This is a genomic window from Pseudoalteromonas sp. S8-8, assembly GCF_000497875.1.
Classification (GTDB): Bacteria; Pseudomonadota; Gammaproteobacteria; order Enterobacterales; family Alteromonadaceae; genus Pseudoalteromonas; species Pseudoalteromonas arctica.
In genome coordinates, this window is sequence record NZ_AUTR01000033.1 from 1 (window position 1) to 12,810 (window position 12,810).

Annotated in this window: 10 protein-coding genes and 2 pseudogenes; 10 read left to right on the top strand and 2 right to left on the bottom strand. The window is 40.7% G+C overall.

Annotation, left to right across the window (positions count from 1 at the left end; translation table 11 throughout):
• Window positions 1-803: 803 nt before the first annotated feature.
• A complete protein-coding gene (gene rne, locus L659_RS0109395) occupies window positions 804-3,935 on the bottom strand; it encodes a ribonuclease E (RefSeq protein ID WP_024590363.1) in 3,132 nt (1,043 codons plus the stop codon).
• Window positions 3,936-4,707: 772 nt separating this feature from the next.
• On the opposite strand from rne, the gene rluC reads away from it, so the two are divergent.
• The 3 genes and pseudogenes from rluC to L659_RS0109410 form a co-directional block, all read left to right on the top strand.
• Window positions 4,708-5,667 (top strand): 23S rRNA pseudouridine(955/2504/2580) synthase RluC, encoded by a 960-nt coding sequence (gene rluC / locus L659_RS0109400; protein WP_024590364.1) that lies wholly within the window; start codon window positions 4,708-4,710, stop codon window positions 5,665-5,667.
• A pseudogene (locus L659_RS0109405) lies at window positions 5,664-6,077 on the top strand (HAD hydrolase-like protein); the annotation flags it as partial. The gene rluC and the pseudogene L659_RS0109405, both read left to right, overlap by 4 nt.
• A gap of 260 nt (window positions 6,078-6,337) precedes the next feature.
• Window positions 6,338-6,592, top strand: a pseudogene (locus L659_RS0109410) (HAD family hydrolase); the annotation flags it as partial.
• A 1-nt stretch (window position 6,593) separates the two neighbouring features.
• Here the strand turns inward: L659_RS0109410 and L659_RS0109415 are convergent.
• Window positions 6,594-7,190, bottom strand: coding sequence for a Maf family protein (locus L659_RS0109415; RefSeq protein ID WP_024590365.1), 597 nt, complete (start codon window positions 7,188-7,190; stop codon window positions 6,594-6,596).
• Between the two features lie 131 nt (window positions 7,191-7,321).
• Between L659_RS0109415 and yceD the strand changes: the two genes are divergently transcribed.
• The 7 genes from yceD to fabF all read left to right on the top strand — a co-directional run bounded on the left by yceD (window position 7,322) and on the right by fabF (window position 12,758).
• Window positions 7,322-7,846 carry a 23S rRNA accumulation protein YceD gene (gene yceD, locus L659_RS0109420; protein WP_007585727.1) on the top strand — a complete coding sequence of 175 codons (525 nt, stop codon included), beginning with the start codon at window positions 7,322-7,324 and terminating at the stop codon, window positions 7,844-7,846.
• A 9-nt stretch (window positions 7,847-7,855) separates the two neighbouring features.
• A complete protein-coding gene (rpmF, locus tag L659_RS0109425; RefSeq protein ID WP_002962381.1) occupies window positions 7,856-8,026 on the top strand; it encodes a 50S ribosomal protein L32 in 171 nt (56 codons plus the stop codon).
• A 12-nt stretch (window positions 8,027-8,038) separates the two neighbouring features.
• Window positions 8,039-9,079: a phosphate acyltransferase PlsX gene (gene plsX / locus L659_RS0109430; protein WP_007585728.1), complete on the top strand. Its 1,041-nt coding sequence runs from the start codon at window positions 8,039-8,041 to the stop codon at window positions 9,077-9,079.
• Between the two features lie 52 nt (window positions 9,080-9,131).
• A complete protein-coding gene (gene fabD, locus L659_RS0109435) occupies window positions 9,132-10,058 on the top strand; it encodes an ACP S-malonyltransferase (RefSeq protein ID WP_024590366.1) in 927 nt (308 codons plus the stop codon).
• A gap of 11 nt (window positions 10,059-10,069) precedes the next feature.
• Window positions 10,070-10,816 (top strand): 3-oxoacyl-ACP reductase FabG, encoded by a 747-nt coding sequence (fabG, locus tag L659_RS0109440; protein ID WP_007585730.1) that lies wholly within the window; start codon window positions 10,070-10,072, stop codon window positions 10,814-10,816.
• A 250-nt stretch (window positions 10,817-11,066) separates the two neighbouring features.
• Window positions 11,067-11,303, top strand: a complete 237-nt coding sequence (acpP, locus tag L659_RS0109445; RefSeq protein WP_002962377.1) for an acyl carrier protein — start codon at window positions 11,067-11,069, stop codon at window positions 11,301-11,303.
• A 216-nt stretch (window positions 11,304-11,519) separates the two neighbouring features.
• Entirely contained in the window at window positions 11,520-12,758 is a 1,239-nt protein-coding gene (gene fabF, locus L659_RS0109450) for a beta-ketoacyl-ACP synthase II (protein WP_007585731.1), read from the top strand.
• Window positions 12,759-12,810 lie beyond the last annotated feature (52 nt).

Consider the following 12,810-nt stretch of genomic DNA (forward strand, 5'->3'; position numbering starts at 1 on the left):
TGAAAGAGGAGTAAATGAGAAAACACAAGCGATGGTTTATTAGCGGAGCTTTTTCAATTTAGCTTTATTGTTACCTCTAAAAGCGCAGCGTCTTTTAACCTCTTTGTGAACAAATTACTTTTTACGGGCTTTGCCCGTCACGCCAACAAGTTGTGCGTCTACTCGTTAATCTTATTCACGGTGTTAAATTTCGGCTGTAGGCGTGAAGCTTGCTTACGCGAGAAGCAACGCTTCTGTTTATTTAATTTATTTGCTAGCAAAGCCACTAAAAGATCTATTTCACAAAGAGAAGTGAAAGAGGAGTAAATGAGAAAACACAAGCGATGGTTTATTAGCGGAGCTTTTTCAATTTAGCTTTATTGTTACCTCTAAAAGCGCAGCGTCTTTTAACCTCTTTGTGAACAAATTACTTTTTACGGGCTTTGCCCGTCACGCCAACAAGTTGTGCGTCTACTCGTTAATCTTATTCACGGTGTTAAATTTCGGCTGTAGGCGTGAAGCTTGCTTACGCGAGAAGCAACGCTTCTGTTTATTTAATTTATTTGCTAGCAAAGCCACTAAAAGATCTATTTCACAAAGAGAAGTGAAAGAGGAGTAAATGAGAAAACACAAGCGATGGTTTATTAGCGGAGCTTTTTCAATTTAGCTTTATTGTTAACTCTAAAAGCGCAGCGTCTCTTAATCTCTTTGTGAATAAATCGCTTATTATGGGCGTGAAGAAACTTTAATAATTATTCAAAGTATGTAAACAAAAAAGCCCCGCTATTTATTAAATAGCGGGGCTTTTAAATAAGTGTTAGTAATTAATCAACACTCAATGTTTTAGTCATTGCAGAACTTGCACGACCAGCAGGTTTGATAGAACCCGCACGTAAACCACTGTCTGGTACTAGTTCACGTTTATCGTGAGCCATTGCTACAGATGTATGTTTTACTTCGCTATCAGCTACAGGAGTAGGCTGTGCCATTGGCGCACTTGCAGACCCTTGAGTAACCGCTGTTTTAACATGCGGTGCTTTAGTCACAACAGGAGTTTCAGTTTTTGCTGGAGCTTCAGTTACGACTGGCGTTTCAACTTTAGCTGGCTCTTCAGTTACTACTGGCGTTTCAACTTTAGCTGGCTCTTCAGTTGCTACTGGCGCTTCAACTTTAGCTGGCTCTTCAGTTACTACAGGAGTTTCAACTTTAGCTGGCTCTTCAGTTGCTACTGGAGTTTCAACTTTAGCTGGCTCTTCAGTTGCTACTGGAGTTTCAACTTTAGCTGGCTCTTCAGTTGCTACTGGAGTTTCAACTTTAGCTGGCTCTTCAGTTACTACAGGCGCTCCAACTTTAGCTGGCTCTTCTACAGCTTCAACTTTTGCTAAGTCTTCAACTGCAACGGCTTGTTCAATTTGCTGCGCTGCATCCACAGGTGTTTCTTCAGATTTAGCTTTAAGTTCTGCTTCATATTCTGCAGCAGCTTGATCAGCTACTGGAACAAATGCAGGGGCTTCGTCAGATTTAACTTCTGCTTCACCTTCAGGACGTCGACGACGTTGACCTGATGCACGAAGATGACGAGGAGAACGGCGTGAACGCGTACGTGTTTGCTCTTGCTCGTCTTCAGTAGTTGCTGCTTCATCGTTAGAATCAACAACGTCAACTTTCTCTTCTTTAATGTGAGCTGTTTTTTCTGCCGGAGCTTGTGTTTGCTTTTCTACAACAGGTGCTTGCTCTTGAACTTGTGGAGTGTCAGTAACTACCGCTTGTTCAGGTGTTTGCTCTGTTGAGTTAGCTTGCTCAGCGTTTTCATCTTGCAGACGTACTTTTTTACGTATGTTACGACGTTGACGGCGAACTTTAGGCTTTTGCTCTTTAGGCTCTACAGCTTGAGCTGGCTTAGAATCAGTTTCTACTTCTACTTCTGCTTTTACAGGGGCTTCAGTTTTAACTTGATCTTTTTCTTCGCTTTTATGCTCTGGGCGCTTACGAGAGTTAGGGTTACGACGACGCTTATTGCGGTTCTCGTTTCTCTCTTGAGTCTCGGTACTTGTTGCTGCTGAGTCTGTTTTAACTTCCTCTTCAGCTGCAGGGCGCTCATTGCGTGGTTTATTAGTGCGCGGGTTATTATTACGACGACGTTGGTTGTTATTACGACGACGATTATCGTTACCACGGCGAGCGTTATTACGCGCTTCTTGCTGCTCTTTTTCTACAGCTTCTTTTTTCTCTTCTACTGTTTCGCTTGCAAATAACGATTTAAACCATTTAGTGATTGCTTCAAACAAGCCACCTTCAGTTTTAGTCTCTGTTACTACAGGCTGAGCTACTGGTGTAGGCGCTGCTTGTGGAGCCGGTGTAGAAGGCATTACAACACCTTTTAGCATTGGCTCTTCACGTACTGGTGCACTTGGTGATTTTGACATCTCAAATGCTTCAGGTTCTGGCGCAACAACTTGTCCGTAACTTACCGTTTCAAGTGTTTCGTCTTTACGTAAACGCATAACTTCGTAATGTGGTGTTTCCATATGTTGATTAGGAATAATCACTACGTCACATTTGTGATGCTTTTCAATACGGTGAACACTTCGACGTTGCTCATTTAATAAATAAGCAGCAACGGCAACAGGCACTTGTGCATTTACTTGTGCTGTGTTGTCTTTAATTGCTTCTTCTTCAATTAAACGAAGAATAGAAAGCGCAATTGATTCGTTTGAACGAATAGTACCTTGGCCACTACAACGTGGACATGGGCCTTGGCTTGCTTCACCTAATGAAGGACGCAAACGCTGACGCGACATTTCAAGTAAACCAAAGCGTGAGATTTTACCAATTTGAACACGAGCACGATCTGGGCGAGCAGCATCTTTTAAACGATTCTCTACTTCACGTTGATGGCGTGGAGGCGTCATATCGATAAAGTCGATAACAATTAAACCACCTAAGTCACGAAGACGTAATTGACGTGCAATTTCATCGGCCGCTTCTAAGTTAGTATTAAGTGCTGTTTCTTCAATATCGCCGCCTTTAGTTGCTTTAGACGAGTTGATATCGATAGACGTTAGTGCTTCAGTTGGGTCAATTACAATTGAACCACCAGAAGGCAAGCGTACTTCACGCTGGAACGCAGACTCAATTTGGCTTTCAATTTGGTAATGCGTAAATAAAGGAGTGTCACCTTGATAAAGCTTAACACGGCTCATAAAGTCAGGACGAAAACGCTCAATGTGCGCTTTAGCTTCTTCAAAAACACGTGGTTTATCAATTAAAATTTCGCCAATATCACGACGTAAATAATCGCGTATCGCACGGAATATTACATTGCTTTCTTGGTGTATTAAAAATGGCGCTTTAGCACTATCGGCTGCTTGTCTAATTGCTTCCCAATGTACTAATAATGCTTTTAAATCGTAGTTTAATTCTTCAAACGATTTACCAACACCCGCTGTACGAACAATTAAGCCCATACCTTTAGGAAGTTCTAAACGACCCAATGCTTCTTTAAGTTCAGTACGTTCATCACCTTCAATGCGACGAGAAATACCGCCAGCACGAGGGTTGTTAGGCATAAGCACTAAGTAGCTACCAGCAACACTGATAAAAGTAGTTAACGCAGCGCCTTTTTGGCCACGCTCTTCTTTATCAACTTGTACTATAACTTCTTGACCTTCTTTTATTACGTCGCGGATGTTAGGGCGACCATGAAAAGTGTAACCTGCAGGGAAGTAAGTACGGGCAATTTCTTTTAAAGGAAGGAAACCATGGCGGTCAGCACCGTAATCAACAAATGCTGCTTCAAGAGATGGTTCAATGCGAGTGATTTTGCCTTTATAAATATTGGCTTTTTTCTGTTCGTGACCTGGGCTTTCGATATCTAAATCATAAAGGCGCTGGCCATCAACCAGTGCTACGCGCATTTCTTCTTGCTGCGTTGCATTGATTAGCATACGTTTCATATTGTTACTCTACTTATTTATGTCGCTGACATGACGATGTTTTTCTCGCCTGTTCAGTTGTCCCTATTTTTAGAATGTGCAGCCTCACGACTGGGTCTTTAACGGAACGGCTCTGTTTCTCGTATGCAGTATTTTAAATGCTGGCAAACAATAGCAATTATTATCGCTATTAAATTCTTAATGGTGCTAAAACTGTCGGCTTTTCAGCTACGTTTACAAGTTTTACCCAGAAGTCGGCCTGTCATATTAATCTTACTAAATATCATTCATATTAGGCGCGTAGGGCTCATTAAGTTGGTGAGCAATACATACTGATGTATCGCTAATATCCGTTTTAAGAGCAAAAATCGCTGCCGATGTTAATGAACGCTTATTTATTAGATTTTTTTAGTTCTAAATAAGCTGCTATACGGTACTACAATAATTGAGCTAGTGCTGAACGACGTTTTTTACGTCGTCACTATCAGACAAATTATCTGTTCATTGCTTTCTCTAGCACGTTAAAAATCGCTTCATGTTCAAACTTAACCAGCAATATATTACGCGCATTGCCGTTAATTGATCGCACGTGTTAACTGAGGAGGCATAAAAGCTTTGGAAAACTTAACTCGGATCTGTATGATCGGCTACCCAGAATGTGCATCACGAATGTTTTAATGTGTTAAAAAGCACCGTTGTTATTTGCAAATACTAAATATTTGCGCTGCTGATTATCCCACTATTATTACAGTGTTAGCAACTAAATTATTTTACTTAAATTAGTGATTAGGCAATGTCAGAAAAAAACGACTTACAAGTAACTTATGTCACGATCAACGAAGACCATTTAGGTCAGCGTATTGATAACTTTCTTATTACCCATTTAAAAGGGGTGCCTAAAAGCGCTATTTATAAACTTTTGCGCAAAGGTGAGGTACGCGTTAATAAAAAGCGTATTAAGCCTGTATATAAACTACAGCTTGAAGATGTACTTCGTATTGCACCTATCAGAGTTGCTGAGCGTGAAGAATTTGTTCCATCAAAATTAGACAAAGTAACTCGCCTTGAAAACGATATTTTATTTGAAGATAAATACCTTATCGTAATAAATAAACCATCAGGTATGGCTGTTCATGGCGGCAGTGGTTTAAGTTATGGCTTAATTGAAGCTTTGCGAGCACTTCGCCCAGAGGAACGTAGCCTTGAGCTAGTTCATAGGCTTGACCGTGATACATCGGGTTGTTTACTTATAGCGAAGCGTCGTTCGGTGTTAACAGCGTTGCATGAACAACTTCGTGAAAAAACAATGGAAAAAAATTACTGGGCACTTGTAGAAGGGCAGTGGGACTCTAAAACTAAAAACGTTACTGAAGGGCTGCGTAAAAATACACTTAAATCGGGCGAGCGCGTAGTACGCGTAGATAACGCTGAGGGAAAACCTTCACATACTCGTTTTAAAGTACTTGAACGTTTTAACGATTGCTCACTTGTACAAGCATCGCCTGTTACAGGGCGTACGCACCAAATTCGTGTGCATACGCAATGTAAAGGTCACCCAATAGCGTGCGACGATAAATATGGCGATCAGGGTTTTGACGATTCTATGCGTAAAGTTGGGTTAAACCGATTGTTTTTACACGCACATGATTTAAGTTTTTATCACCCTAAAAACGAAACAACCATGCGTATTGAAGCACCGCTGGATAAAACGCTTAAAAATACATTACTAAAATTACGAGATGCAAAACTGTGATTGCAGTGACTCCAATTAAAAAATATAAGCTCGTCATTTTTGATTGGGATGGCACTGTTATGGATTCAGTCACTAAAATAGTTAACTGTATTCGTAGTAGCGCCGAGTCACTTAATTTAGTGCCACCTAGTGACGAAGCCATTAAAAACATTATTGGTATGTCGCTTGAAAAAGCAATTGACGTTTTATTTCCTGATAATGTAGCGCAGCACCAAGCGTTAATTTCAGGTTATAAATATCAATACAGTGTGGATACTACTCCCACGCCTGTATTTGCTAATGTTGTCAGCGTTTTAAATGCCTTAAAAGAGCAGGGCATTGTTTTAGCGGTTGCAACAGGTAAAGGTAGGGGTGGGTTAGAGCGTTTGCTTGATCAAAGCCAACTTAGACATTTTTTTAGTGCAACACGTATTAGGGCCTGTTGACCTTTCAGGATTAAAATTTGCTCAATCTAGGGGCGATTTAATCGCGGCGTGAGGTTTGTAACCTAGTGGGCTAAGTAAAAACCGAGCAACAAAGAGTAAATCGCCCCTAGGCAGAACCCTTCGGGCAGCGCATGTTTGGCATTTATGCTGCGTTATCGCCTATTTATGGGGAATAACCACACTACATAGGCTCTGCCTTGCCTAAATACCAAACAGTCTGCTGCAAATTTAACCTCGAAAGATAAACAGGCCCTAGCGACGACGCACTGTCCAAACCGTCTCCAGATATGTTGTATCAATTACTTGAAGAACTTGGCATAAGCGCTCAAGACGCTGTAATGATTGGTGACACTCAAATAGACATGACAATGGCAAAAGCTGCAGGCATGGATAGAATTGGCGTAACAATGGGTGTACATAACGCACAGCAGCTAAACAAGCTTAGCCCTGTTGCAACGGTAGATAATTATCTGCAATTGCAACAGGTTTTGCTTGGTTAATTTATTTAGCCTGAGCAGTAAGTACATCAATACCAAACTCAGCCAGTAGCTGGCTGAGTTTAATTAATGGTAATCCAATTAAGCTATTAGGATCGTCGCCGCTTAGTTTTTCAAATAAACATATACCCAACCCTTCACTTTTAAAGCTGCCAGCACAGTTATAAGGCTGCTCAGCATCGCAATAAGCGCTAATTTGTGCATCACTGAGTGTTTTAAACGACACATTAAAAGGTTCTACGCAGGTTTTTTTAGTGCCAGTTACGATATCGTAAACACAAAGCCCTGTTAAAAATGTTACAGTATTACCGCTAAATAAATTTAGTTGTTTTACGGCATTTTGTTTATTATGTGGTTTACCTAAAATTTGATTATTAAACACAGCGACTTGGTCTGATCCAATAGCTAACCCTTTGTTAAAGTGTTTATTAGCCGCTGAGGCTTTTAATTCACTTAAGCGCTTAACCAGTTCGGTAGGTGTTTCGCATTCAAGTGCTGATTCGTCAACATCTGGTGAAAACGTATCAAATGGTAAATTAAATTTTTGTAATAAAGACTGCCTAAAAGGCGAGCTTGACGCTAAAATGAGTGGATGCTTCACGGACTGTTTTCCTACGATAATTCAGATTGAGTTAGGATAAATCAGATCCGAGAGTAAAACACGTTAAAAACCAAGTAAAAATGGTTTTTTACTTTGACTAACAAACTAACTATCTATATGATGCAGCCCCTATGCAAAAGGTGAAAATTCCCATCACTCTTCATCCAGGCAAAGCAGCGCAGCACCGTTTAAAGTATGACGGAATTGTACCGCTTGAAAAACTTACTCGTTTAGAGAAAGTTGTGCAGGAAGAAGTAGGTGAAATAGCGGTAAAAATACATTGCAAAAACGATGATCAAGGTTTCGCTGTGATTAGAGGCAATTTGTCCACACACGTTACTGTCATTTGTCAACGTTGTAATGGTGATTTAGGGTTGGATTTGGTTCAAGACTTTGCATATTCACCAGTAGGTGAAGATACAGAGTTAGATATTTTTCCAGAAGACTACGATGAAGTAGCGCTTGATGAAAATGGTGAAGTTAACGTTTTTAATTTAATTGAAGACGAACTAATTTTAGCAATTCCATTAGTGGCTACCCACAACGAAGCTTCATGCAGTTATTCAGCAAAGCCTGCCAGCTTTGGTGTATTAAAGGCGGAAGATGATAAACCTAATCCATTTGATATTTTGAAACAACTTAAGAAAGATTCTTAGGAGAAGACTATGGCTGTACAAAAAAGCAAAAAGTCTCGTGCAAGACGCGGCATGCGCCGTTCACACGATGCGATCAGTGGTCCAACTTTAACTGTAGATCAAACATCTGGTGAGACTCATCGTCGTCACCATGTGACTGCAGATGGTTACTACAAAGGCGTTCAAGTAATTTCTAAATAAGAGATTACTTATATGCTGAAAGATCTAACCATAGCGTTAGATATGATGGGGGGCGATTACGGCCCCCGTTCATCTATTCCTGCTGCCGTTTGTGCAGTAAATGCTCATGCCAATTTAACTCTCATTTTATGTGGCAATGAACATGTTATATCTAAAGAACTCGAATCCCTCGATTCTCTACCTCATCCTAGACTCATAATTCGTCACTGTAGTGAAATAGTCACCAATGCCTGTGAACCTGCAATTGCTGTGCGTTCAAAAAAAGATTCATCTATGCGTGTTGCCCTAGATTTAGTTAAATCGGGCGAGGCTCAAGCATGTGTTAGCTCAGGTAATACCGGCGCTCTATTTTTTATGGCTCACTATGTATTAAAAATGCTGCCAGGTGTTAAACGTGCCGCACTCATTTCATCTGTTCCTACAGAGCTTAAAAACCCAGTATATTTACTCGACTTAGGTGCTAATGTGCATTGTGATGCGCAAATGCTCTATCAGTTTGGCATTATGGGCTCTATTGTTGCTGGACAAGCACTTGGTTTGGATAATCCTCGCGTTAGTCTATTAAATATTGGCGCTGAGGACATTAAAGGCCACGACGACATTAAACAAGCTGCACAATTAATGCAGCAAAGCCCACATATAAATTATATTGGTTACAGCGAAGGAAGTGATATTTTTTCGGGTAAGGCTGATGTCATAGTATGCGAAGGATTTGTGGGTAACGTGGCACTTAAAACATGTGAAGGCATTGCCAAGCTTATTATGAATAAGTTTACAACCGCGCTCGAAAAGCACCTTTTATATAAATGTATGGCGTTTATATTGCGCCCAATAATAAAAAAACTCTATAAAAGGGTGAACCCCGACCAGTATAACGGTGCTTCTCTGGTAGGATTGCGCGGTATTGTCGTTAAAAGTCATGGAAATGCGTCAGCTAAAGCATTTCAAGCAGCAATTGATGAAGCGGTAAAAGAGGTTGAACGTCAACTTCCTGATAAAATAGCCGCTATTTTCGAAAAAACACATTCTAAAGACACGGCGGTTAATCAATAATTGATGTGCCGTGTATTTCATTATTTATTTGTTTAATTAAAAAGAGCAAAGTATGGCACAAAAAATTGCACTTCTATTCCCAGGTCAAGGCTCGCAAAGCGTTGGTATGTTACAAGAACTACTAGAGAGTTCTGACATTGTTAAAGCAACATTTGCAGAAGCGTCAAATGCACTGGGTTACGACTTAGCAGAGCTAGTTCTTAATGGCCCAGAAGAAAAATTAAATCAAACCCACCGCACACAACCTGCATTACTAACTGCAAGTGTTGCTATTTACCGTGATTGGTTAGCAGCTAACCCTGATGCAGACGTTATTATGGCGGGTCACAGCTTAGGTGAATACTCAGCGTTAGTATGTAGCGATGTATTAAGTTTGAGCGAAGCCGTAAAGCTTGTTGAAAACCGTGGTTTATACATGCAAGAAGCCGTGCCAGCAGGCGTAGGTTCAATGGCTGCTATTATTGGCTTAGGCGATGAAGAAATTAAAGCGGCTTGTGCTGCCTCAGCGCAAGGTGAGGTTGTATCTCCAGTTAACTACAACTCTCCTGGTCAAGTTGTTATCGCAGGCCATAAAGCGGCAGTAGATAGAGCATCGCAAGCATGTAAAGATGCCGGTGCTAAACGTGCATTACCACTTTCTGTTAGCGTACCTTCACATTGTGAGTTAATGAAGCCAGCAGCTGACAAGCTAGCAGCAGACTTAGCCGCTTTAACATTTAATACACCTAAGTGTGATGTAATTAATAATGTTGATGTAAAAGCTGAAACGTCAGCTGATGCAATTAAAGACGCACTAGTACGTCAGCTATACAGCCCAGTTCGCTGGACAGAAACAGTACAAGCCTTGGTTGCGCAAGATGTAACACAAAGCTACGAATTTGGTCCTGGTAAAGTATTAACAGGACTTGCTAAACGAATTGATAAAGCAATGATCTGTGGCTCAGTAAACGACGCCGCTTCAATTGATGCAGCTAAATAAGAGTATATAAAATGTCTAATTTATTTTCATTAGAGGGCAAAATTGTCCTAATTACTGGCGCCAGCCGTGGTATTGGTAAAGCAATTGCAACAACATTAGTTGCACAAGGTGCAAAAGTTGCAGGTACTGCGACAAGTGAGTCAGGCGCTGCTAAAATCAGTGAATACCTAGGTGACAATGGTAAAGGTTATGCATTAAACGTAACCGATCCTGCATCTATTGAAGCAACACTTGCTGCAATAAAAGCTGATTTAGGCGATATTGACGTACTTGTAAATAACGCAGGTATTACACGCGATAACTTATTAATGCGTATGAAAGAAACTGAGTGGGACGATATTATCGACACTAATTTAAGCTCAGTTTTCCGTTTATCTAAAGCGGTACTTCGTCCAATGATGAAGAAAAAGAAAGGCCGTATTATTAACATTGGCTCAGTAGTGGGTACTATGGGTAATGCAGGTCAAGCTAATTATGCAGCGGCTAAAGCAGGTGTAATTGGTTTTTCTAAGTCACTTGCGCGCGAAGTTGCATCACGTGGTATTACCGTTAACGTAATCGCTCCTGGTTTTATTCAAACAGACATGACTGATAATTTAACTGATGAGCAAAAAGCAGCAACACTTGCAAATGTTCCAGCAGGGCGTTTAGGCCAACCAGACGAAATTGCTGCTGCAGTATGTTATTTAGCATCTGACGCGGCTGCGTATGTATCAGGCGAAACTTTGCATGTAAATGGCGCGATGTACATGGTTTAATCGCCATTGTACCTAGATTACTACTTAATAAAGTTAAGTAAGTTACCTCAAAAACATTGAATTATTTGTGAACTTGCTTTAAACATACTTGAAATCGCTGCGAAAATAAGCGATAAAAGACAAAACACACACTCAGAGGTTTGACCAGATAATTATTTATGGTCAAATCATTGAATCAGAGAATTATGCGGCGTAAACTACGCCGCAATCTGAAAATAACGCATTGGCGTTTTTAATAAAGGAAAGAAGAATGAGCGATATCCAAGAACGCGTAAAGAAAATTATCATTGAACAACTAGGTGTTAAAGAAGAAGAAGTTAAAAATGAATCTTCTTTCGTAGATGACCTAGGTGCAGATTCTCTTGATACTGTTGAACTAGTAATGGCTCTTGAAGAAGAGTTTGATACTGAGATCCCAGATGAAGAAGCTGAGAAGATCACTACAGTACAAACTGCTATCGATTACGTTACAGCACACGCTGAGTAATTAATCGCACGTTAAAGGCAGCATCCGCTGCCTTTAATTTTTTATATCCAAACCACCTCAAAGTTCGTGATTCAAAACTTAAATCTCTATGCTCAATTTTAGCTAAAAATTAATTTTGATTGTGTTATGCGTTTTTAATCTATTTTGGGACTAGCACTTTGAGGTAGCTTGGGTATGATCATCCCCTTGTAAAATATCCCTTATTGGAGGCAAACCGTGGCTAAACGTCGAGTCGTCGTAACTGGCTTAGGAATGTTGACGCCGCTAGGTAATGATGTTCAATCAACCTGGCAAGGCTTATTAGATGGTAAAAGTGGCATTCAAACAATAACGCACTTTGATACATCAAAATTTGGTACTAAATTCGCTGGTTTAATAAATGATTTTGATGCAACTGCATACATGTCAGCGAAAGATACTAAAAAAATGGACTTGTTTATTCAGTACGGCATTGCAGCGGGTGTTCAAGCCTTTAAAGATTCAGGCCTTGAAATCACTGAGCAAAACGCAGCACGCATTGGTGTAGCTGTAGGCTCAGGTATTGGTGGGCTTACGTTAATTGAAGAAAACCACATTAAGCTATTAAATAGTGGTCCGCGCAAGTTGTCGCCATTTTATGTGCCGTCTACCATTATTAATATGATCTCAGGTCATTTATCAATGATGCATGGACTTCGTGGTCCAAATATTTCAATTGTAACTGCCTGTACTACTGGTTTGCATAATATTGGCCATGCAGCGCGCATGATTGCCTACGGTGATGCAGATGCAATGGTTGCTGGCGGTGCAGAAAAAGCGTGTACCCCAATTGGTATGGGTGGCTTTAATGCCGCACGTGCACTTTCAACACGTAACGACGATCCACAAGCGGCTTCTCGCCCTTGGGATAAAGACCGCGATGGCTTTGTGCTTTCTGACGGCGCTGGTGTTGTTGTAGTTGAAGAGTACGAACATGCTAAAGCACGTGGCGCTAAAATTTATGCTGAGCTAGTAGGCTTTGGTATGAGCGGCGACGCGTATCACATGACGTCACCACCAGAAGATGGTGCGGGTGCTGCCCTTGCAATGCAAAACGCACTAAACGATGCGCAAGTAAACGCTGAGCAAATTGGTTACATTAACGCACACGGCACATCTACAAATGCAGGCGATAAAGCAGAAACTGCCGCTGTTAAGTCAATTTTTGGTAATGCAGCTAAAGATGTAATGGTAGGCTCGTCTAAATCGATGATGGGTCACTTGTTAGGTGCTGCAGGTTCGGTTGAATCGATTATTTCGATTTTATCGCTGACAGATCAAAAAGTGTCGCCAACTATCAACCTTGATAACCCAGACGAAGGGTGCGACTTAGATTATATTGCACACACTGCACGTGATGCAAAGTTAGACTTTGCACTGTGTAACTCGTTCGGTTTTGGTGGTACTAATGGCTCGTTGCTATTTAAAAAGGTATAATCTTTTTTAACAACGAATCAAATTATAAGAGCTCAGTTGTTTAACTGGGCTT

Bases quoted from the DNA above. Each gene is read 5' to 3' on its own strand.
- rne (WP_024590363.1), bottom strand. From the start codon at position 3,935: ATGAAACGTATGCTAATCAATGCAACGCAGCAAGAAGAAATGCGCGTA.
- rluC (WP_024590364.1), top strand. From the start codon at position 4,708: ATGTCAGAAAAAAACGACTTACAAGTAACTTATGTCACGATCAACGAA.
- yceD (WP_007585727.1), top strand. From the start codon at position 7,322: ATGCAAAAGGTGAAAATTCCCATCACTCTTCATCCAGGCAAAGCAGCG.
- rpmF (WP_002962381.1), top strand. From the start codon at position 7,856: ATGGCTGTACAAAAAAGCAAAAAGTCTCGTGCAAGACGCGGCATGCGC.
- plsX (WP_007585728.1), top strand. From the start codon at position 8,039: ATGCTGAAAGATCTAACCATAGCGTTAGATATGATGGGGGGCGATTAC.
- fabD (WP_024590366.1), top strand. From the start codon at position 9,132: ATGGCACAAAAAATTGCACTTCTATTCCCAGGTCAAGGCTCGCAAAGC.
- fabG (WP_007585730.1), top strand. From the start codon at position 10,070: ATGTCTAATTTATTTTCATTAGAGGGCAAAATTGTCCTAATTACTGGC.
- acpP (WP_002962377.1), top strand. From the start codon at position 11,067: ATGAGCGATATCCAAGAACGCGTAAAGAAAATTATCATTGAACAACTA.